The sequence below is a fragment of the Pseudomonas sp. E141 genome (assembly GCF_052659885.1).
In genome coordinates this window covers 3,157,337-3,177,274 of sequence record NZ_CP084024.1, presented here as the reverse complement: position 1 = coordinate 3,177,274, position 19,938 = coordinate 3,157,337, and the positions used below count along the sequence as shown (strand labels likewise).

Annotated in this window: 20 protein-coding genes; 5 read left to right on the top strand and 15 right to left on the bottom strand. The window is 61.1% G+C overall.

The features are described from left to right. From GKKCFE_RS14155 to GKKCFE_RS14105, 11 genes are all read right to left on the bottom strand, one after another. The gene (locus GKKCFE_RS14155; RefSeq protein WP_139049763.1) at window positions 1-291 is read right to left on the bottom strand and encodes a hypothetical protein; all 291 of its coding nucleotides are present in this window, start codon (window positions 289-291) and stop codon (window positions 1-3) included. Between the two features lie 29 nt (window positions 292-320). Further along, on the bottom strand, window positions 321-1,352 hold the full coding sequence (locus GKKCFE_RS14150; RefSeq protein WP_445576668.1) for a metal ABC transporter substrate-binding protein: 1,032 nt from the start codon (window positions 1,350-1,352) through the stop codon (window positions 321-323). Next, entirely contained in the window at window positions 1,349-2,254 is a 906-nt protein-coding gene (locus tag GKKCFE_RS14145) for a metal ABC transporter permease (RefSeq protein ID WP_445576667.1), read from the bottom strand. The genes GKKCFE_RS14150 and GKKCFE_RS14145 overlap by 4 nt, the downstream gene beginning before the upstream one ends. After that, a complete protein-coding gene (locus tag GKKCFE_RS14140; protein ID WP_256677107.1) occupies window positions 2,251-2,928 on the bottom strand; it encodes a metal ABC transporter ATP-binding protein in 678 nt (225 codons plus the stop codon). The genes GKKCFE_RS14145 and GKKCFE_RS14140 overlap by 4 nt, the downstream gene beginning before the upstream one ends. Window positions 2,929-2,942: 14 nt before the next feature. After that, entirely contained in the window at window positions 2,943-3,872 is a 930-nt protein-coding gene (locus GKKCFE_RS14135; protein ID WP_310662731.1) for a metal ABC transporter solute-binding protein, Zn/Mn family, read from the bottom strand. Then, a complete protein-coding gene (locus tag GKKCFE_RS14130) occupies window positions 3,869-4,648 on the bottom strand; it encodes a DUF6162 family protein (RefSeq protein ID WP_139049767.1) in 780 nt (259 codons plus the stop codon). Before GKKCFE_RS14130 ends, GKKCFE_RS14135 begins: the two co-directional genes overlap by 4 nt. Further along, window positions 4,648-5,136 carry a DUF6644 family protein gene (locus tag GKKCFE_RS14125; RefSeq protein WP_139049768.1) on the bottom strand — a complete coding sequence of 163 codons (489 nt, stop codon included), beginning with the start codon at window positions 5,134-5,136 and terminating at the stop codon, window positions 4,648-4,650. Before GKKCFE_RS14125 ends, GKKCFE_RS14130 begins: the two co-directional genes overlap by 1 nt. 31 nt (window positions 5,137-5,167) lie before the next feature. After that, complete coding sequence (locus GKKCFE_RS14120) at window positions 5,168-5,656, bottom strand: DUF6644 family protein (protein WP_139049769.1); 489 nt, start codon at window positions 5,654-5,656, stop codon at window positions 5,168-5,170. Window positions 5,657-5,683: 27 nt separating this feature from the next. Continuing rightward, window positions 5,684-7,192 (bottom strand): alpha/beta hydrolase domain-containing protein, encoded by a 1,509-nt coding sequence (locus tag GKKCFE_RS14115; protein WP_445576666.1) that lies wholly within the window; start codon window positions 7,190-7,192, stop codon window positions 5,684-5,686. A 38-nt stretch (window positions 7,193-7,230) separates the two neighbouring features. Beyond that, entirely contained in the window at window positions 7,231-8,010 is a 780-nt protein-coding gene (locus tag GKKCFE_RS14110) for a hypothetical protein (RefSeq protein WP_256228702.1), read from the bottom strand. A 62-nt stretch (window positions 8,011-8,072) separates the two neighbouring features. After that, window positions 8,073-8,462: a DUF6152 family protein gene (locus tag GKKCFE_RS14105; RefSeq protein WP_139049772.1), complete on the bottom strand. Its 390-nt coding sequence runs from the start codon at window positions 8,460-8,462 to the stop codon at window positions 8,073-8,075. A 238-nt stretch (window positions 8,463-8,700) separates the two neighbouring features. On the opposite strand from GKKCFE_RS14105, the gene GKKCFE_RS14100 reads away from it, so the two are divergent. Continuing rightward, on the top strand, window positions 8,701-10,038 hold the full coding sequence (locus tag GKKCFE_RS14100) for a hypothetical protein (protein WP_445576665.1): 1,338 nt from the start codon (window positions 8,701-8,703) through the stop codon (window positions 10,036-10,038). 85 nt (window positions 10,039-10,123) lie between these two features. Here GKKCFE_RS14100 and GKKCFE_RS14095 read toward each other — a convergent pair whose 3' ends face one another. From GKKCFE_RS14095 to GKKCFE_RS14085, 3 genes are all read right to left on the bottom strand, one after another. Next, on the bottom strand, window positions 10,124-10,687 hold the full coding sequence (locus tag GKKCFE_RS14095) for a cytochrome b (protein WP_160894340.1): 564 nt from the start codon (window positions 10,685-10,687) through the stop codon (window positions 10,124-10,126). Window positions 10,688-10,782: 95 nt separating this feature from the next. After that, window positions 10,783-12,237, bottom strand: a complete 1,455-nt coding sequence (locus GKKCFE_RS14090) for an aldehyde dehydrogenase family protein (RefSeq protein ID WP_139049775.1) — start codon at window positions 12,235-12,237, stop codon at window positions 10,783-10,785. Window positions 12,238-12,281: 44 nt separating this feature from the next. After that, the gene (locus GKKCFE_RS14085; protein WP_139049776.1) at window positions 12,282-13,658 is read right to left on the bottom strand and encodes an aspartate aminotransferase family protein; all 1,377 of its coding nucleotides are present in this window, start codon (window positions 13,656-13,658) and stop codon (window positions 12,282-12,284) included. A 216-nt stretch (window positions 13,659-13,874) separates the two neighbouring features. Here GKKCFE_RS14085 and GKKCFE_RS14080 point away from each other — a divergent pair, with 216 nt between their 5' ends. The 4 genes from GKKCFE_RS14080 (at window position 13,875) to GKKCFE_RS14065 (ending at window position 18,073) form a co-directional block, all read left to right on the top strand. Then, on the top strand, window positions 13,875-14,837 hold the full coding sequence (locus GKKCFE_RS14080) for a helix-turn-helix domain-containing protein (protein WP_139049777.1): 963 nt from the start codon (window positions 13,875-13,877) through the stop codon (window positions 14,835-14,837). Window positions 14,838-14,896: 59 nt separating this feature from the next. After that, window positions 14,897-15,637 carry an IclR family transcriptional regulator gene (locus tag GKKCFE_RS14075; RefSeq protein ID WP_339488582.1) on the top strand — a complete coding sequence of 247 codons (741 nt, stop codon included), beginning with the start codon at window positions 14,897-14,899 and terminating at the stop codon, window positions 15,635-15,637. Between the two features lie 193 nt (window positions 15,638-15,830). Next, a complete protein-coding gene (locus GKKCFE_RS14070) occupies window positions 15,831-17,279 on the top strand; it encodes an APC family permease (protein ID WP_339488579.1) in 1,449 nt (482 codons plus the stop codon). Between the two features lie 149 nt (window positions 17,280-17,428). Then, window positions 17,429-18,073, top strand: a complete 645-nt coding sequence (locus GKKCFE_RS14065; protein WP_139049780.1) for a hypothetical protein — start codon at window positions 17,429-17,431, stop codon at window positions 18,071-18,073. Here the strand turns inward: GKKCFE_RS14065 and GKKCFE_RS14060 are convergent. Further along, on the bottom strand, window positions 18,068-19,921 hold the full coding sequence (locus GKKCFE_RS14060; RefSeq protein ID WP_223194322.1) for a protein Hnh: 1,854 nt from the start codon (window positions 19,919-19,921) through the stop codon (window positions 18,068-18,070). The two genes, GKKCFE_RS14065 and GKKCFE_RS14060, sit on opposite strands and share 6 nt — an antisense overlap. Between the last annotated feature and the right edge of the window lie 17 nt (window positions 19,922-19,938).

Below are 19,938 nucleotides of genomic sequence, written 5' to 3'. Positions count from 1 at the left end.
TCACCTTGATATGTCGGAGGACTGAATGGTTACGTCATGGCCGGCTCCACCGAGGAACACCACGGAATAGTTTCCGGTGGGGGGCTGGAAGGTGTAGGTGTTGTCCTTGCCGACCTCGCCTTCGAGCAACACCTTGTCGCTTGGGTTTTGGATATGGATTTTTCTGCCGGCGGCAGAGCTGCCATCGGTGAACCCGGCCTCGCACTTCACCTGGTCATCGCGCTCGATGTAGCAGTCGAGCACGGGCCCATGGGCCAACGCTGTCTGGCAGAGCAAGAGGGTGCCTGCCATCGATATTCGAATGGTTGAAGTTATGTGGCTCATAGGATCTTTGGTCTCAGCGCACGAGGTTGATCATGGGATGGCGATTGATCATCGCCGCTTGTAGTGTCGTTGCCAGCCGGGGAGAAGGCCGTCAGCAACGCCTCCAGGTTCGAGCGCAGAAGTGCGATGTAGTCGCCGGCTGCGTCGGCGAGTTCTCCCGGATTGCCGGTGTCCAGTAGCAGCAACCGTGCGCCGCCGTCCTGGATGGCCCTGGCGATCTTTTCATCCGGTATCCACTTGTGGACCACTACGCGGATGTCACGCTCGCGCAGGTATCGGGTCAGTGCGGTGCGATCGGCGTCGCTCCAGTCAAGGTCCTGGCGCACGAACCAGCCGTCGACAAAGATGCCGAACTCGCCAAACAGGTAGGTGAACTCGTTCGCCAGCGACAGCACGCGCACATCCGGCAGCGCTACCATCCGCGCGCCGTAGTCGGCCTTGAGCCGGCGCAGGCGGCTTTCAAGTGCGGCGAGGTTGCTCTCGATTCGAGGCGCATCGGCGGGGGACAGGCGTGTCAGGTCGGCAGCGATCAGCGCCGACATGCGCATGCCGTTGACGGGACCGAGCCAGGCGTAGGGCGACGGGCCGCTGTCGATGTTGCTCGCGACGGCCCAGGGCACGTCGTTCGGTGGCACGCGCATCACGGCCACGCCGGGCTTGATCGTGTCCCATGAACGCGAGGCATCGATCTCGATGATGCGCAGGTTGTGGCGCCGGGCCGTTGCATACAATGGGTCCGCACGCCAGAGATGACTCAGGGTCACCACGGCGTCGGCTTGCTGGAACACGGCCGGATCGAGACGCGACAGCGCATTGGCCAGGCTCTCCATGGGTACGGGGCTGTCCGGCGGTAGCCGCATGACCTGGATGAGCGTGCCTTCGCTGAGCGCCGACGTAAGTGCGTACATCGCCGGCAGCGCAACGAGCACCCGCTGGCGGCCGGTATCGGCAAAGATCGGGAACTGGGTGCCCAGCAGCAGGGCCAACACCGCCAGCCAGGATCCACGTGACAGGCAAAGCCATTTCATACGCTGGTCCCTCTGAATCGCGACGAGGTCGCACGGATGATGGTGGTCAAGACAAACACCAGAGAGGCGACCAGCACGATCGCACCGCCGGTCGGCACCGGGATGTGGAATTGCATAGGCGCCAGGATGCCGACCACGCAGGAAAACGTCGCAATCAGGATGGCCAGCGTGACCAGTGCCGCAAGTGAGCGGGTGACGTTGCGGGCCGCCGCGGCGGGTATCAGCAGAAGGGCCTCGACCAATACCGCACCGATGATTTTCAGGCAGGCCACCGTCACCAGAGTGACCAACACCACAAACAGGTACTCGACGCTGCGCACCGGCACGCCGCGCGCATGTGCCAGGCTCGGATTGAGGCTGGACAGCAACATGCCGTTGTACAGGGGCAGCCCGATGAGGGCGCAAATGACCGTTACGCCGAGCAGCACATTCATGTCGGTGTGGTCCACGGCCAAGATGGAGCCGAACAGCACGCTTTCCATCACGTGGGTGTTGATCTTCGCCGACACAAACAGCAGCAACGAGGCGCCGACTGCCAGCGAAATGGACAGGAACACCCCGATCAGTGTGTCGTTGGCCAGCGTCGTGCGGTGCTGGGTGTATTTCAGCGTCAGCGCAAACAGCAGGCAGAAGCCGAACATCGATAGGTAAGGAGAGGTATAGGACTCGCCAATCAGCACGCCAATGGCAACGCCAGTCATCGCAGCATTGCCAACGGACTGGCTGAAGAAAGCCATGCGTTTGATCATCACCATTGAGCCCAGCACACCCAACAAGGGTCCGATCAGAACGGCGCACATCAGCGCATTGATCACGAACTCGTATTCGAACGGTTGCGGCAGCATCTGGCGCGCGGCGAGCGTCTGGAGGTGATCGCGGATGAAGTCGTACAAGGCACTCATCGAATATCCTCCAGTCGGCAGTCGATCTGATCGGCCGGGCCATGAAACAGCACCCTTTGATTGATAACGGTCACGGACTGGGCGATACGCCTGACCTGTTCGAGATCGTGGTTGATCCACAGGACGGTGACGCCGCAGTCGTGCAACTCGGCCACCAATGCTTCCACCAGGCGCACACCGGCCTCGTCGATACCGGCGGTGGGTTCATCGAGGACCAGCAGCCACGGCGCGGGGCTGATCGCCTGGGCCAGCAGCACGCGCTGGCGCTGCCCACCGGACAGGCTGCCAAATGGTTTTGTGCCTATTCCGGCCACACCGGTACGCGCCAGGGCCTCGGCCTGCGCCGCCCTCGCGGAGCGACTTGAGCCCAGGAAAGCCGGCCGGCGCTGAGTGAGCAGTGCCATCACATCGTTGACCGTCATCGGCACGTTGCGGTCGAAATCCAGCAGTTGCGGCACGTAGCCCACCGGCTTGGCGACACCCTCGAAGCGGATAACCCCGGAATGCGGCATCTGGCCCAGCAGCGCGCGCACAAGTGAGGTCTTGCCCCCTCCGTTCGGGCCGACCAGGCAGTGCAGCGCACCGGCTTCCACCCGAAAGCTCACCGCATCGAGCACCTGTGTACCGCCCAGTTGCAGCGAGACGTTATCGAACATCACGGCAGGTCCGCGCATCGCTTGATCCTTCTTCATCGTTGCGTGAACTCGACGGCTTCGGCCAACGTTTCAAGGTTTTCGCCTATGGCTACCTCGAATTCGTCCGCGCTGTAGGTGCTGCCGGTGATGTGGGACAGGGTGAAGACTTTTACTCCGGTGGCTGCCTCAATCGGTTTGGCCAGATCCATGGAAAAGTTCTTTTCGGCGAAAAGCACCCTTACATTGGCCTTCCTGATGGTGTCGATCGTGGTGGCCAACTGGCGCGCAGTCGGCGCCACACCGTGACGCGGTTCAATCACGGCGCTCACAAACAGGCCGAACTCTTGCATCATGTAGTCGTAACCGCCGTGCAACGTCGCGCAACGAAACGGCGAAAGATCCAGCGCGGCAAAGCGACTCATGAAGCGCGCGCGCAGGGCGCGGATCCGTCCGGCATACGCCAGGGCGTTCTGCCTATAGGCCGCCGCGTTGTCCGGATCGCGCTCGCCCAGGCGGCGGGCGATCTCGAACACCTGTTGTATCGCCGCCGTGGTGGAGACGAAGGTATGTGGGTTCACCACCTTGACGCCGCCCTGGTCGCCGCCGATGGGAATAAGTGCCACCGAGGCATTGGCCTGAATGATCGGCAGCGTCTCGCGACGGCCGGCGGCCTTGATGATCTCGAAGGCCCATTCATCGTGGCCAATGCCGTTGACTACCAGCACATCGATGTTCATCGCGCGGGTAATGTCGTCGGGTTGCGGCTGGTAATTATGCGGATTGGCCTGCGCCGGGATCAGCGCAACGACGTCCGCCCGATCACCAACAATGTTGGCCACGAAGCTGTAGTAGGGATGCAATGTGACGCCGACTTTGAGCCGCTTGCCGGCGGGGTGTTCCGGGCTGGCGCAGGCGATGGCGGGGATCAGCAGCAACGCCAGGCAACGGCGCAACAGTGTGCGGTGTTTTATAAAGGCATTCATGGCTGGGTTCCTTTTACGCGTTCGATTTCACTGGTGCCGTCGTAAGGAATGACTTGTCGCCAGCCGTCGCCGACCAGCGACTCGGCCTTGACGATGGAGGGGTAGGGCGCGTTCGGATTGGGATGGATCCAGATCGTCGCCTGGTTGGCCCACATCACCCCGGCATGGGCATGACCGATGACGAGCAGGTAGGCGCTCTGGCCCGGCACGCTGCCGCCGGAGCCGTAATAGACCGTGGCGCCCTGGCCCTGAGTGGCTTGCGACACCTCGCTGGAGGGGAGAGGCGCGGGAACCGCGGCGGCGTCGGCATGGGCGTCGTTGTCGGTGTGTTTGTCGGCAGACTGCCTATGGGACAGGTGGGTGCCGGGCAGGATCAGTTGCCAGTGCACCTGACCATTGGCCTTCCAGAAGGCGTCCCGATAGAAGGGCGGCAGCACAAGCTCTTGGGCACGATCCAGGGTGATCCAGCCGCCGGTGTCGTTGTTGTTCCAGATGATTTCTTCACCGGCAGGCAACAGCGCACTATGGATGGCCTGATCGACCGAACTCAGGCCATCGAAGGAACGCACCTGCCAGCTCAGCGCGGTGGGTGGGCCGACTTTCTGTGGCCGCAACAACATATAACCGGCCACGCTGGCGATGATGATCAGTGCAGCAAGCAGCATGCCCGCGGTTTCCCATCGGCCGGAGCGCGGGTGCACAAGCGTGAATGCACTGCTGGCGGCATCGCCGGGTGTGCCGTTGGGGTGGTGCCTGCGTGGCGATAGCCGGGCCATCAGATAAACGCAATCCAGCGGCCAAGGCAGATCACGCCGATCCACAACGCCATCGAACTGAACCCGGCGATACGCGCCTGGCCGGGGGGTGGCAGCACGGCGTCCCATTCGTCGATGCGGCGAAAGGCGCCCAGATGGAATATCACCATGTTCAGGCCCGCCAGCATCAACACGCCCATCTTCCACAGGAACACGGAGTTCTGCGCATAGGTGATGGCATTGGCGGCAAACATGAGCGAACCGGTGATCACGCACGCCACGAAGGCAGCCCAGGTGTACGGCAGCAGCTCCCGGATCAGCCTTCGCGCGCTGCTGCGGTGGGAGGCAATGCCGAGCAGGCGCAAGTCCACCACTGCGATACTCCCGAACACCAGGGCGATGCCGATCACATGCACCGATTCCAGGGCCGGAAAAGCCGTGTCCGATTCACGGACAAAGGTGGCGAGCGAACTGGCCTCGATGGCTTGCAGTATTGATTGAATGTCCATGACGGATACCTGAGAACTGGGTTGAAAACGTTTAAATCGAGTAGGCGATCCAGCGACCGCAGATGATCACGACGCACCACAAGGCGATCGACAGCCAGACCAGCGCCTTGACCGGCGGCTTGTCGTCGTCACTGTGTGCGGGGACGGCAGGGCGCAGAAAGGGTCGCCGCAGCCGCCAGGCCAGGGTGAACGCGCCGATGACCAGGGCCATCTTCAGCCAGAACGTGTTGTTGAGGAGAACGCGGTCCGGTTCGCCGATGGCCATGATCAACCCCGTGGCAAGCAGGACGACAAGCGCATTGCGCATCCACGGGTAGTAGCGTTGAACCACGCCGCGCAAAGGCTCGTCCGTGGCGAGTACGCCGGCCAGGCGCAGGTCGGAAATGACGGCGGAGCCGAAGATCACCGCGATGGCAATGATATGAATGCTCTGCACAGTGGGCACCACCCAGAGCAAGTCCCTGATGGCGGTGCTCACCGGTGTCGCATAGAGCCAGGCAATGACAGGTATGGAGGACATTTGTTGCTCTCCCGCAGGGTCAGAGGGTTAGAAATCTTCAGGTGTTGCGATCGTGTGCAGGCCTGCCGCATCTTCCGGCAGCAGATACCCTTGCTTGATCGACACGCCCTTGGCGTCTTCGAATGCCTGTTGGTAGTGGCTGAAACTTCCATAGCGCCGGCGCAGCGTATCCTGCGAATAAGCCACCTTCGTGTCGTAGATCAGGCCGCAGCCGGTCTCTTGATCGGTGAGGTAGGTCGCACTCGGCACCTGGACCCACGGCGGGCGTACGCCCCCTTGCAGATTGCCGGTAGCAGGGTCGCGCGCTGCCACCTTGCCGTCGCGCACGACCCTGGGTGCCTTTGGCATCGGCTTGCCCTCGCGTACCCATTTGTCCATGCCATCGAGTAACGCCGACACCACCATTTCCACCGGCTCGTCGTACAGCGTCCGGCACTGTGGGTCATCGCCTTTGCCGATGTCGGCAGCGAGGTGCTCGGTGTGCTCGGTGCCGAGGTCGGCCAGGCGCAAATGCGGCATGCCGGTCACTTCGTAATAACGCAACTGCGGGCTGTCGGTGTCCGGCGGCAGGTCGATGCCTTCGATCACGTCGTGCATCAGTTCCGACTGGCTGTATACGGTCACGAACGGCACGCCGTCGGGCATCTGGCGCGGCACTCGAATGACGTCGCCGCCCACTTCGCCGTAGGCCATGCGACCGGTCATGTAGCCATCGATCAGCGCGCTTGCGTCGGGCATTCGCCATTGCTGGTGCCGGCCCTGGTCGAGGTAGTCCATCCAGACTTGGGCGGTGACGGCCCAGCTGTCGACATACACGCGTTGCACGTCCAGACCTGCCAACGGGCCTTGTGGCCCATTGCTCTTGAGTAATAGCGCCAGCTGCGCACCGATGCCCTGGGATTGCGGCGCGAACGGGTCCGGCGCGTCACCGCGGATGAAACGTTGCGGATCGTAGTAGGCGCCCAGCGGCGCATAGCGGGCGTAGTCGAAGCGGCGCATGAACTCGAAGTTCACGATCCGCCCGTACTGGGCGATCTGCTCGGCCTCGGCGGCCGGGGTGTCTGAAAGGAACTTGGGATCGACTGGCGGTTGGTTGATATTCAGCGTGTACCCGACATACGCGTAGCCGCGTCGCAGCAAGTAATCGCGGGTCAGGATCCAGCCGGCAGCACGCTCGCCGAACCAACTGAACGGCTCGATCACGACGGTGCCGTTGAAGCGTGCCGGGTCCGTCGGCTTGCGAATCAGGATGCGGGTGGTATAAGGCGCCTCGAGCAAAGGCTTGCCCGCGGCAGTGATTGCCGGGGCAATGCCTTGCAGGTAGAACTCCTCCTCGACGTAACCGTAGCGGTCGAGGTCGCTGTGTTCGGTGCCCGCGCGCTCTGCCGATGACAGAGGCAGTTGGCCGGACGGCGGCACCGCAATGGCCGTGGGCATCCGGGGCACCTCGGCGGACGCGCTGGAGATCAACACGAGTGACAGAAAGGCGCTTTGCATCGACGGCCGCAGGATGCTGATTGTGATCAGTCGTTCCATTAGGTCACCTCCAAGTGGTTATCGATGAGGGCATCGGTTCAGTCGCGTTTGAGGCTCGTCTTGCCCTCGCTGTCGATCACGATCTGGTTGTTCTCGCAGACATATTCGTGAATGCGGTAGTCGGAGCGCTTGTAGTCGAACGTGAAACGGTAAGGGCTGTTGAGTACCTGCGGGTCCTCGATCACTACCTGGTTCTCCAGGCGATCCGGCGCCTTCAGTCTGATGCGCTCGGTGATTTTCATTTCCTTGCTGTGCGGAACGTCGTAGAAGGCCACATCTGTGCGCACGCCTTGTGTTTGCACCACCAGCGTGTCGCCCTCCCAGCGGCCGCGCGAGTAGCCCTGGTAGCTGGGGTCCAGCGTATCCAGCGCAGGCATGGCTTCGTTGAGGATGATGCGGCGCACTTGCTGGAGATATTCGCCGAGCACCACCACTTGCTTATCGTCATGAATGAGTTGGATGGGGAAGAGCGCCGCCATCAATACCGGCATGCCTTCGGGCAGGCACATGGAGCTGGTGGTGGCCAGTGGCGTGCCGGCCTCGTTCGCGGCGGCCTGGCGCTTTTTCAACGCGACGTATTCGCTGGCATAGGGCTCCTTCAGGTCCATCGGGCCACCGGGGTGCACCGGATTGTCCGGGTCCTCTCCGAACCAGTCGTCCGGAGTCCGCTCCCACGTGCCGCTGATGTCGGGGCGTGTGCCCGCGCCGTGTTTGGCGTCCTGGGTTTTAGAGGCGGCCGCGCTGCTCACCCCGGCGACAGTCATGAGTAGCACGCCCAGGAAGAAGCTTGTCAGGTTCAAGGTTCGTGTCGGTTTCATTGAAAGCGTCTCCATCCCGTTGGTCTGTTCATTCAGGTCTCATGGCGTAGGAATGCGGTTTCTCAGCCTCCACCGGACAGCACCACGTCACCGATCTTGATCTCCACGAGCAGCCCGCCCGGATCACCGTTTTTCAGCGGCTTGAAGGTGATCTCGGCGGCATCGCCGGCCTTGATCAAGTCGGACTTCCAGCCGGTGCGGCTTAAGGCGTTGACACTGCCGGTCTCGATCTTGAATTGCTGAGGCGGGGGGCCTGGCGAATCGAAATAAATCGAGACGTGGGGGTTGCTCCAGACGAAGCGTCCGACCACGCCCTTGAGCGTGATCGTTTTGGTCTGGTCGAAAATCGCGAACGAATGGTGGGCAGAGACCACGGAGGGTAGGGCGATGCAGGCGGCAATGGTCAGCAGACCAAGCCCCTTGCGTAATAGCGGGGACGACAAAGGTGTCATGGCGAGTGCCTCGGTTTTTATACGTTCTTATGGGCCCAGCATAGGGGGGTGGGAGCAGGGGCCGTAGCCCAAAACGGCAACTGCTGCCCGTCGTGGAAATGTTTATTGCAGAGAAGGGATAACGCGCACGAAGAAACGGGCATCGAGCCCCTGCAAGTGCTGATTTGGGTTACCGCTTGCGCAACCCAGGCGGAACACTCGCGCCTCGCCTCATAAATATAAAAACAGGAGAGACGTCATGCGCACCCCCCCTTACGCCCCATTGCTTTCGCTGGTCGCACTCTGTGCGTTTGAGCCCCAGGCTCATGGCTACGAGCTCTACAATGAAAATGACGGTGCCACCGTGCTGAACGCCGAGCTATGGGCGGGATTTGGCTGGTTCGGCAGCGAAAAGAACTACATCGGCGACCCCGAAGCAGAGCCCGGCAGGATGCGATGGCAGGAAGGCTTCGCCAAGTATGGTGTAAACGGCACGACGGATAAGATCGGTGCAGGTTCGATCTACGGCGGGTTCAGTCTGATCAGTACGGGATCATGGGGTGATGGGGACGCAGGATCACTCACCGCCGGGAATGAAAGGGAAACAGCCGTGGAAGACGCCTACCTGGGCTGGAAGTCGGGTGATCTGATTCCGGCGCTGGGCATGGACGGCGTTGATTTCTCCTTTGGCCGACAGGTCGTTACGGTGGACGGCTTTCTGATCACCGATGATGGGTTCGCCCCCGGAAATGCCTTCAACCCTATCGAGGGCGTAGCGGATGGCCGGTTCAATCGCGGCGGAGCCTTTTACCTGGGCCCGCGATTGGCGTTCGGGAACACCGCTGTCCTCAAGGTGGGTGGTACGCAGGGCCTTCACGGTAGCCTGATATGGTTGAAATCGGATAATCCCGGGCAGTCGAAGACGGAAGTGGCGGCCGCCACCATCGACTACGCGACGCCCATTGGCTCGATCGGTTCGACGTACGTGCGTGGCCTGGATGTCGAAGAGCGATACGTTTTTGCCGATCGGGGTGAGCGCAAGGGCATGGATATCTACAGCATCCGTGGCCAGGGCAATGCTGGCATCGAGAATGCCGACTTCGCGTTCGAGGTGGCGCGCCAGGAAAAACGTTCGGGCTCGCAGCGGGCGATGTTCTTTGATGCGGGCTACACCTTCGCCGATGTCAAATGGCAACCGACGGTGAGCTATCGCTACGCGCGTTACTCCGAAGGGTGGGACTTCCTGTTTCAGGGCGGCTACCGCAAACGTTACCAGGGTGAGATCGGTGTGAACTACGCCGGCTCAGTCACCTCGAACATGCGTATCAGCGACGTGCTGCTCTCAGTCAACCCGACCGATAAGTTGACCCTTAACGCAATGTACTTCGACTACCATCAGCTCTCTGATCGGCAAGATCAGGATTACAGTGCGCGCGAGGTCAATCTGTTTCTGGATTGGATGGTGACGGATAACATCACGCTCTCGCCGCTCGTTGGTTTCTACAAGCCCGACAAGTGGCTCGGCAACGGAGGCAACCAGAGTGGTAGCGCATCGCTCAACACCTACTTCCAATTCATTGTTTGGGTCGCATTCTGAGCTGCTGTTTGCGACGTAAGAATAGTTAGACCAGGGGGCGTCACCAGCGGTGGCGCATCCCTGCATTCACCAAGTCGTGATTCAGTCACAGCATGCGGCGCAGGACGTCGTTGCGAGGGTCGCTATCGAAGAATCGATGCTTGAGTGCACCTGCGACGTGCAACACGATCAGCGCCAGCAGGGTATAAGCCAGCACTTTGTGCAGCCATTGGAACACGACGAACAAATCGTCATTCTTCGCCAGCAGCTCCGGGAGGTTCACGCCAAAAAAGAACACGCCGTCGCTCATGGTGTAGCTGCTCGACATCGAATAGCCCATCAGCGGTACGGCCACGATCAGTACGTACATGGAACGTTGCACAAAACGCGACAGGAATCGCTCATGCCCGGCCAGTGTTTGCGGTGGTTGTGGAAGCGTGGGGGTACGCCAACGCAGGGCGATCTGGACCAATACCAACAGGAATGCCAGCACCCCGAAGGATTTGTGCCATGGGTAATAGAGCTCATACTTGCTCGCCACTTCATCATCGAGCCCGGTCATATACCAGCCGGCCCAGAGCAGGCCCGCTATGACGATGGCACGCACCCAGTGCAGCATGCGCAGGGAGGTCGGATACCGATCAATTGTCGCTTGTTTTAAGGTGTTCATCGCAGTCTCTTCATTGATCATCAAGGCATCGAAAATGCACGATTCATACCCCCTCGGGATCCAAGGCCCTGAGAGGGCAGGTGCAGTGAGTTTTCTCAGGTGGGCAGTAGCACGGTGATGACTTTCTCCTCGGTGTAGGCCAGCGCACCGGCAAGCCCACCTTCACGACCAATGCCGCTGGCCTTGACGCCGCCCCATGGCAGGTTGGCGTCCAGCGGGCTCCAGCAGTTGACGCCGATGGCGCCGGCCTTTACCGCAGCGGCCACGCGGTGCGCACGTACCAGATCGGTCGTCCAGACCGTGGCCGCCAGGCCGTAGGCGCTATCGTTGGCCAGTGCCACAGCCTCTTCTTCGCTGTCGAACGTGATGACCGTGCCGACGGGGCCGAAAATTTCGTCCTGGGCAATCGTCATGTCATTGCGGGCGTTGGCGAAGATCGTCGGTCGCACGAACCAGCCTTGCTCCGGGGTGGATACACCGCCGGCCAACAAAGAGGCGCCTTGGTCGATACCCATCTGGATGTAACGGTTGACGCGATCGAACTGCGCTTTCTTGGCTACCGGCCCCATCTGTACGCCAGGCTCGCGAGGGTCGCCTACCTTGACCGCGCGCGCGGCCTCGGCAAGCGCCGCGGCGAAGCGCTCGGCGAGGCTGCGGTGTACCAGGATGCGCGAGCCGGCGGCACAGATCTGCCCCTGGTTGACGAACAGGCCCAGTGAGCAGCCAAACAGCGCGTCATCGAAGGGCGCATCGTCGAACACAATCTGTGGGCTTTTGCCGCCCAGTTCCAGCGCCACGCGCTTGAACAACACCCCGGCGGTGCGCTGGATCTCGCGTCCGGCCTCGGGGCTGCCGGTGAAACTGATCTTGGCCACGTGCGGGTGTTCGCACAAGGCACGACCCACCTGCGCACCGTAGCCGGTGACCACGTTGATCACGCCGTCAGGAAAGCCCGCTTCTTGAGCCAGCGCTGCCAGGTGCAGGGCCGATTGTGGGGTTTCTTCCGAGGGTTTGATGACCACGGTGCAGCCTGCCGCCAGCAAGGCGGCGAGCTTCCACACGGTGATCATCAGCGGTGAGTTCCACGGCACGATGGCACCGACCACACCTACCGGCTCACGTACGGTGTACGAGAGGGTTTTGCTGCCGAAGTAGCCGCCGGTGGGAATGGTGCGCCCTTCAAGCTGGTTGGCCCAGCCGGCGGCGGCGCGCAGGTTGGCGATTGCGTTGGGCAGGTCCATCCGGCGTGGTTCGAGCGGTGAGCGACCGATGGCGTTGGCGTCCATATCGGCCAGCAATTCGCTGTCGCGCTCCACCAGGTCAGCCAGTTTCGACAACAGGCGACCGCGCTGGGCGCCGTCCAGGCGGCTCCAGGCGCCCCCCTCAAGTTGGGCGTGCGCCGCTGCCACAGCGCGGTCCACATCCTCGGCGGTACCGCTTGCGCAGCTACCGTTGACCTGTTCGGTCACGGGGTTGATAAGAGGAATGCGCCCTCCGTCGCTGGCTTCGAAGGGCGCGCCCTGGATGAAGTGTTTCAGGTACTGAGTCATGTAGGTGTCCATGCGTGATGGGGAATGGTCGGAGGTGCCACACCTCATGCCTTGAGGGAGGCCAGGGCGTCGCCGAAGATGTCCAGGGCCTTGAAGAACAGCGAGCGCGGGATCGTCAGCGAGGGCATCACGCGCATCACGTTGCTGTAGCGTCCGCACGGGATCATCAGCACACCGTGGTTCATCAGGTAGCCCATGAGCTGACCGATCTTGGCGCCTTCCAGCGGTGTCTTGGTGATGGGGTCTTCGACGAGTTCGATACCGATCATCAGGCCGCGGCCGCGGACTTCGCCAACGAACGGGCTGTTGAAGCCACGGATACGTTCCTGCGCCTCCAGTCCCAGGGTGTGGGCGCGCTCGAGCAGACCAAGTTCCGGGTCCTGCAGGATGCTGATATTGGTCAGCGCCACGGCCGCGGACAATGAGTTGGCGGCGAAGGTATTGGGCATCGAGCCGTCGGGAATCAAGGCCGCGAGGTCCGAGCGCATGATCAGCCCTGCCATTGGCAGGTCGCTGCCGATGCCTTTGCCGAAGGTCAGCATGTCGGGTTTCACGCCGGAATGTTCGACTGCCCACATCTTGCCGGTACGCCCGGCGCCGGACTGTACTTCATCCACGATCAGCAGCGCGCCGGCGCGATCGCAGGCCTTGCGCAACAGTTGCAGGAACTCTGGCGAGGGCGGCACGTAGCCGCCTTCGCCCTGTACCGGTTCCACGATCACGGCCGCCACGTCATCGGCGGCGGTGTAGGGGCTGTTCAGCAGATAGTCCACGTAGTCGCCGGCGATCTGCTCGGCGCTTTTGTGCGTGGTGTCGAAGGGAAAGCGGTAGGCATAGGGGTAGGGCGCGTGAATCACGCCGCCCATCATCGGACCGTAGCCCTTGCGGTAGGCCGTGCCAGTAGTCAGGGCGCCGGAGGCGTTCCACACGCCGTGGTAGCCGCCGTGGAAGGCAAGGATCTGGTGGCGCCCGGTGATGCGCTTGGCGAACTTGATCGCGGCCTCCAGCGCATCGCTGCCGCTTTGCGTGAAGAAGGTGATGCAGTCGCCGCGCAGGCCGTCGGGAGCGATTTCCGAGAGCTTGGCGGCCAGTTCGGTGCGCCGGGTGCTGTTGATTTCCAGGGCATGCATCAGCACCTCGGACTGTTCGCGGATCGCTTGTACCACCTTGGGGTGGCAGCGGCCTACGCTGCTGACGCCCACGCCTGCGGACAGATCGATATAGGTGTTGCCATCCGGGTCCTTGAAAGTCGCGCCGAACGCGCGGTCCATGGCGATGGGCATACGGCCGCCGCCACGCGCCATCGACTCGGTACGCGCCGATAACGCCAGGGCCTCGCGGGTCAGGGGGCCGGGCAGTGTGCTGGAAATAATCCGCGGGGCATCCGCGAAGTGTAAGGATTCTAGTTTGGATTCACTCATGACGAACTCTCTGGATGGCGTTTTCAGTGTGCCGATCATTCTCATGGAGCGTCCCTGGCCGTTATCCCGAATCGGCAAATAGACGAGCCGACCCCACCCGCCGGTTTCGACGAGTGGCAGATACGAGAATTAGCTATGCGCTATTTTATCTATGTGCGAATATCGCAAAGAAATGCGAGCAAAAAACAATAATATCGGCCGAGGTTTTCGCGCATCATGAAAAACCACCAGATCAGCCATTTTCGCGATATCCATGTCCATGCGGCCACCATTCAGGAGTGGAACCAGGACTACAGCCAGTTAACCGCCGGCCTTGCCGAAAGTTCTTTGATGCAGCTGAGCACCGCGCGTTGCCACGTGTTCAGCGAGCAGATCAACCAGCGTGTGGTGCAGCACGGCGTGGCTCCGCGCGGCAAGATGTGCTTTGCCGTGCCGATCAACGTGCCGGGTTCGACGCGGATGCAAGGTCGCGAGGTGGACGACAGTAGCCTGTTCTTTCTGCACGGCGGCGAGGAGTTCATGTTCCATATGCCGATGGGCATGGAACTGTTATCCATCACATTCGAACGCGAATGGTTCGAGCAGGCGCTGGAGCAAACAGCGTCGGCCAGGGAAATCAGCCGGTTGCTGCGCCAGCCGGTGATCCGGGTGTCCGCGCAGCGCTTCGCCCAGGCCCGGCGTCGATTGCTGGCGGTGCTCTCTCTGGCCATAGGCGACGAGGCGCTCGACAGCGCGGGCGAGCAGGGGCTGGAGCAGGCAATGCTCGGTGAGTTGCTGCAGCTGCTCACCGACCCGGCCTGCGACAAGCAGCAGCGCAGCCCCAGCTCCACGCGCAGCTTTATTGTCGAGAAATGCCACCGTCTGACGACTGTCGAGATGCTCAATGTGCCCAGCGTGATCGAGTTGTGCCAACGCCTCCAGGTGAGTCGGCGCACCGTGCAGAACAGCTTCCGATCGGTGGCCGAGACCACACCGCTGAACTATTTGCGTTCGGTTCGGCTCAACGGTGTGCGTCGCGCCTTGATGTCTACCCCGGCCTCCCATCTTTCGATTGGCGATGCCGCCGCCCAATGGGGCTTCTACCACCTCAGCCATTTTGCCGAGGAGTACCAGGCGTTGTTCGCAGAGTTGCCCTCCCAAACCGCCCGTGCTGCCATCCCTGTCTGCGCGCGCGCCTGAACCAAAACCCCGCTGTACCCGGCGGGGCAGCTGTCACTTCATCAGGATCTCAAGAAAACATGAATAGTCTTCGCCGCCTGCTTCAGGTCTTCGACCTCTTTCGCCCGGAGCAGCCGCTCATCGACGTGGAGATCATTTGCCGGGAGCTTGGCTACACGCCCGCCACTGCCTACCGCTATCTGCGTGAACTGGGCGATGCCGGCTTGTTGAAGCGCTTGCCGCGTGGTTACGCGCTGGGCCCGCGAATCATCACGCTGGAGCATCAGATGGCGAACTACGATCCGCTGCTGGCGTGCAGTCGGGACCTGGTCGACAAACTGGTCGCCGACACCGGCCTGGATGCGTTGGTCAGCGAGTGGCATGGCGACTCGGTGGTCAACGTGCTGATCCAGCGTGGCTCCGATGCTGGTCCGGTCGGAGGTGGCAAGGGACGACCGATCGACCTTTTCCACAGCGCGACCTCCCGGGTCGTATTGGCTTATCTGCTGCCACGCCAGATACGACGCCTCTATGATGCCCACGCGAACCAGGACCAATTGCTGCATCTGGGGCTGGAATGGAAGCCGTTTACCAAGAGCTTGCTTGCCATTCGCAAACAAGGTTATTGCATCAGCGAAAGTGAGCTGTACCCGGGACGCAGTGGCGTCGCGGCGCCGATCTTCGACGAAAAGCGACGAATCCTCGGGAGCATGACCCTGGTTGGGCGCAGTGAGCGGTTCCACGCGTTTCAGCGCAGCTACCTGTGTGATCTGGTGATGGGCGCGGCGGAGCAGCTGACGACACGTATCGCTTTGCAATGAGGTGATAAAGGCCGGGTGGATGGCTGGCTTTTTTGAGGCGAGTTCTGCGAGTTACCGATTTGGGATAGTGGGGTGCTCATGGGCGGGCATAGGATCGAACCCAGCGTGCGATAACGCGACAAGCTATTGGGTGACGGTAGCGGTTGACCTCACCGATCTCACAGCGGCTGCCTCATACAAGAAGGTCAATAACATGAGTGTATTTACCCCGGTCAATAGCTCCACGGAGCTCAAGCGTGGCGCCCTGGGTGTCGGCTTCATCATCTTCTTCGTGGTTTCGGCGGCGAGCCCGTTGAGTGTCATCGCCGGGGGCTTCCCTATAGGCATCATGCTAGGCAATGGTGCCGGGACACCGGCCTTGTTGCTTCTGGCTCTGCTGGTGTTACTGGCGTTTTCAGTGGGCTACACCACTATGTCCCGACATCTCACCAACGCCGGTGGTTTCTATGCGTTCACCTCCCGAGGTCTGGGGGGCATGGCCGGAGGAGCGGCCGGGGTGCTGGCGATGTTTGCCTACAACATTCTCCAGGTCGGTCTGTACGGCATGTTCGGCGGCGTGGTCAGCGGCACGATGGCCAGCGTCTTCGGTCTGGAGTTGCCCTGGTGGTCCTACTCATTGATGGCGATGGCCAGCATTGCGATTCTGGGTTATCGCAAGATCGACCTGTCGGCGCGGGTGCTGTCGGTGGTGGTCATTGCCGAGTACCTGGCGATCCTGACCCTGGATTTCGCCATTCTGAAAACCGGTGGTGACAGCGGCATCAATCTGGACTCGTTTGATCGCAGCCATGTGTTCAGCGGCACGCCGTCCATCGGTTTGCTGTTCTGCTTCGCAGCGTTCATCGGCTTCGAGGCCACGACTATTTATGGCGAAGAGGCCAAGAACCCGCAACGTACCATTCCGATTGCCACTTACTGCTCGGTATTGCTGATTGGTGGTTTCTACGCGCTGTCGGTCTGGGCGATGGTAGTGGGCGTAGGGGCGGACAAGATTGTGCCCACGCTGCGGGCCTTGCAAGACCCGACGACGTTCATTTATGGCATGTCCGACCATTTCGTCGGCCCGTATCTGACTCAGATTATCCGGGTGCTGTTCATGGTCAGTATCTACGCCGGCCTGCTGGCTTTTCATAATGCAGCGGCGCGTTACTTCTACGCCATCGGGCGTGACGGCCTGTTGCCGCGTCAGTTGGGGACTACCCATCGCGTCCACCAAAGCCCCCATATGGGGTCGGCATTGCAGAGCCTGATCTCTGCCGTGGTCGTGCTGATTTTCGCCGCCATGGATGCCGATCCGATTCTGCAACTTTTTGCCTGGTTTTCCAGCCTGGCGACGCTTTGCGTGATTTTACTGATGGCGATCACTTCGGCAGCGGTATTGGTCTTCTTCCGACGCCACCCTGAGCTCAAGCTGGGCGTTTGGCGTGGGCGGATCTTCCCCGGTTTTTCTTGTCTTGCCCTATTGTCGGTGCTGGTCATCGCGGTCATGCACTTCGATGTGTTGACGGGCGCCAGCAAGGCCTTGTCATACGGTCTCTGCGCGATTATTCCCGTGGCCCTGTTGGCGGGTGTGTTTTTGGCGGCCCGACTTCGTAAGGCGTCACCGCAGCGATACCTGGCATTGGGCAGTCACAAGCTCTGAGTCCCCACGCAGTCCGTTCAACTGAATCTCTGGGCGCCTAGCCATGGATGGCCTGCGACCTCGCAACCAAGCTTGCCGAATAGGCACAAATCACCGGCGCTGGATCATCTACACTGCCTCTTCATCCTCCTGTCCGGGACTGGCAGCCTATGCGGATTTGTTTTTTTGACGGGGCCGATCGCATTGAGCTGGGTACTCGATCCAACCTTGCTGATGGCCAGTCCGCGCTGCGAGAGGGAAGCCCGGCGACCAGGATCGATGTGCGTGAACCGTGGCAGGCAGAGCGCTTTATTCGCCGACATTTTGCCGGGAGCGGTGAAGTAGCCCGTCTGCGCGCGCTATTGTCCGCCCAGGGGATTCTGGTCCATCTGCTGGACGATGACGAGATTCGCCGTCAGGTCGCGGGCAAGCTGTCGAGTGGCGAGTTGTGTGCTTACGTGTCTCCACATCAACGACCGATGCCCGTTCGCCTACCGGCCTCGGGCGCTGTGGAAGCGGTTGTTGCACCGGTGTCCGCCGCAGCTCACAAGCGTGCGCGGGTAAAAGCCTCGTCCGAGTCCGTCAATCCACTTGAACCGGTTGCGCTGACCTTCGTGGAGATCGAGTTACTGGATATGCAGGGGCAGCCCGTCAGCGGGGAGCCCTACGTCATTGTGCTGCCCAATGGGACCCAGCGCAGCGGTGTGCTTGACGAACTCGGCCGGGCGAGAGCGGAAGGGGTTGATCCCGGCAACTGTCAGGTGACGTTTCCCAAACTCGATCAGCGTGCCGTCGAGCGATGCCGCGGCTCATGAATTGGATCGCAAACGAATGTGCTTCCACGCGGCGTCCAGGTCTTGGGGCATGCCGGCGCGCTTGCGCAGCCCGGTGGCCTTTGGCGTGATCCAGGGCTTCGGCGGGGCTGGCAATTCAAGTGGCGTCACTTCTCGGGGAATGTCGCCCGCTTTCAGCTTGGCGACGGCGTTGGCGATTTTCGTCAGCGTGGTGCGCATTTCAGTGGTGCTGTTGCTGGCATCTTCGTTCCCACAGGCTTGGCAACGGCGGTCGAGCTCAGCGGTAAGCTGTTCAGCATCCTGTCCTATCTTGACCACTTCGTTGCACCAGGGCGGTGTCTTAGTCAGGTTTCGATCCTGGTCGAACGCTTGCGTCACCACCTTGAGTCGGGCGACGACCTGATTGCAATGGGGCGTGAGGTCTTCTGCGAGATCCGGCCCGTATCTATTGAGGTTTCGCCTCATCGCGTCTATCGCATTGCTCCACGTACTCTTGTCGCACTCATAGGTTTCCAGGGCGTTGTAGACATCCAGGAAGTTGCGTTCGTGGGTCAGATAGCCGGCGACGAAAGCCGGGTCGTAACGGGTATAGTTCTTTTGCCACAGGAAAAATTGGGCGTGTTCAGCCATGACTTTTTCCAGGCGATCCCGGCAGACGTATTCGATGTGCGTTTGCTCAAAGCCGGCATTCCATAGCGGAGCATACACCTCAAGGGTGTCGCGCAATGCTTGCAGCGCCTTCATGTCCGCCTTGTAGGTAGCGAGGATGGTCGCATGCAGACTGAGCCGGGGGAGTTCGTGGACGCTGCGGGTGGCCGGGGCTATCCCGCTTTGTGCGGCCTGCAGTTGAGTGATGTGCTCGCGCAACTGCATCACGTGCCGGGCCAGTTCCAGGCTCCAGCAGGCAAAGGCGTCCATTGCCAATCCAGAGAACGGTGCCTGGGGCGTTGTCGAATAGAACAAAAACTCGATAGCGCAGCGCGTTGGATTGTCCGATACCTGATAAGCGTCGGGGTATTTCACCAGGTGGCGCAATGTCGGTTCCTGCAAGGTCTTGAACCACTCTTCTCCACGTTGCCATTTCAGGAATTCGATTGTCAGGTCGAGGCTGTGGGTCATCTCCAGAAAAACCCCTCGCAACATTGTCAGATGCCGCATGCGGGCGAACACAAGCTCCTTGCGGTTCAGACCGAGCACAAGGATATTCTTGCCACCCCTGTCGCTGGTGGGCTGCATTTGTTGGTTGAGGTCATTCAGAGGGGCGGGGATGGCCAGTCCTGTCGCGCAATTGAAGTTGATGTGCTCGCGGGGATTCTCGGTGACAGGATTGATCAACACCGGTTTCTCGGCGTTGTGCGGGTCGTCCCACGCGTCGTGGCGCGGTGGCCTGAACCGGCCCCATTCGCCAATGGCGTCCCAGAACTCATCCTCGGTGTTGAAGTCTTCCAGTCTCGGCGGCGGTTGCGCCAGGTTGTCCGGTATCACGTCAAAGTAGTTCTTCTTGTAGGTCTCGTTGCACTCCTTGCATGACCACAAGTGGTTGCTCCAGTCGTACACGTACTGAAAATAACCGAGGTTATCCATTGCCTTGTCGTTCACTGGAACGAAACCGTCGTGGCGTTTTTTCGGCCGGAAATGTTCAACATCCCCGCCTGCGGTGTCCATGAAGCGTGCCTCGCAAAAGGCGCACTTGCCATATTGGTCGACCTTGAGCAGCGCTTTGGCGTGGGGCGGTTTGTACTGGTCGTCATCGATGACGACCTTCACCGAGCCTTTGGGGACACTTTTTGTTTTGGCGGTGTTGGTGCCTTTGGTGCAGAGGACCACCGAAGCGCCAGCCTGGACAGCCTGCAGGACGTTGTTTTTCATGGCATCGTGCGAGCGCT

Bases quoted from the DNA above. Each gene is read 5' to 3' on its own strand.
- GKKCFE_RS14155 (WP_139049763.1), bottom strand. From the start codon at position 291: ATGGCAGGCACCCTCTTGCTCTGCCAGACAGCGTTGGCCCATGGGCCC.
- GKKCFE_RS14150 (WP_445576668.1), bottom strand. From the start codon at position 1,352: ATGAAATGGCTTTGCCTGTCACGTGGATCCTGGCTGGCGGTGTTGGCC.
- GKKCFE_RS14145 (WP_445576667.1), bottom strand. From the start codon at position 2,254: ATGAGTGCCTTGTACGACTTCATCCGCGATCACCTCCAGACGCTCGCC.
- GKKCFE_RS14140 (WP_256677107.1), bottom strand. From the start codon at position 2,928: ATGCGCGGACCTGCCGTGATGTTCGATAACGTCTCGCTGCAACTGGGC.
- GKKCFE_RS14135 (WP_310662731.1), bottom strand. From the start codon at position 3,872: ATGAATGCCTTTATAAAACACCGCACACTGTTGCGCCGTTGCCTGGCG.
- GKKCFE_RS14130 (WP_139049767.1), bottom strand. From the start codon at position 4,648: ATGGCCCGGCTATCGCCACGCAGGCACCACCCCAACGGCACACCCGGC.
- GKKCFE_RS14125 (WP_139049768.1), bottom strand. From the start codon at position 5,136: ATGGACATTCAATCAATACTGCAAGCCATCGAGGCCAGTTCGCTCGCC.
- GKKCFE_RS14120 (WP_139049769.1), bottom strand. From the start codon at position 5,656: ATGTCCTCCATACCTGTCATTGCCTGGCTCTATGCGACACCGGTGAGC.
- GKKCFE_RS14115 (WP_445576666.1), bottom strand. From the start codon at position 7,192: ATGGAACGACTGATCACAATCAGCATCCTGCGGCCGTCGATGCAAAGC.
- GKKCFE_RS14110 (WP_256228702.1), bottom strand. From the start codon at position 8,010: ATGAAACCGACACGAACCTTGAACCTGACAAGCTTCTTCCTGGGCGTG.
- GKKCFE_RS14105 (WP_139049772.1), bottom strand. From the start codon at position 8,462: ATGACACCTTTGTCGTCCCCGCTATTACGCAAGGGGCTTGGTCTGCTG.
- GKKCFE_RS14100 (WP_445576665.1), top strand. From the start codon at position 8,701: ATGCGCACCCCCCCTTACGCCCCATTGCTTTCGCTGGTCGCACTCTGT.
- GKKCFE_RS14095 (WP_160894340.1), bottom strand. From the start codon at position 10,687: ATGAACACCTTAAAACAAGCGACAATTGATCGGTATCCGACCTCCCTG.
- GKKCFE_RS14090 (WP_139049775.1), bottom strand. From the start codon at position 12,237: ATGACTCAGTACCTGAAACACTTCATCCAGGGCGCGCCCTTCGAAGCC.
- GKKCFE_RS14085 (WP_139049776.1), bottom strand. From the start codon at position 13,658: ATGAGTGAATCCAAACTAGAATCCTTACACTTCGCGGATGCCCCGCGG.
- GKKCFE_RS14080 (WP_139049777.1), top strand. From the start codon at position 13,875: ATGAAAAACCACCAGATCAGCCATTTTCGCGATATCCATGTCCATGCG.
- GKKCFE_RS14075 (WP_339488582.1), top strand. From the start codon at position 14,897: ATGAATAGTCTTCGCCGCCTGCTTCAGGTCTTCGACCTCTTTCGCCCG.
- GKKCFE_RS14070 (WP_339488579.1), top strand. From the start codon at position 15,831: ATGAGTGTATTTACCCCGGTCAATAGCTCCACGGAGCTCAAGCGTGGC.
- GKKCFE_RS14065 (WP_139049780.1), top strand. From the start codon at position 17,429: ATGCGGATTTGTTTTTTTGACGGGGCCGATCGCATTGAGCTGGGTACT.
- GKKCFE_RS14060 (WP_223194322.1), bottom strand. From the start codon at position 19,921: ATGAAAAACAACGTCCTGCAGGCTGTCCAGGCTGGCGCTTCGGTGGTC.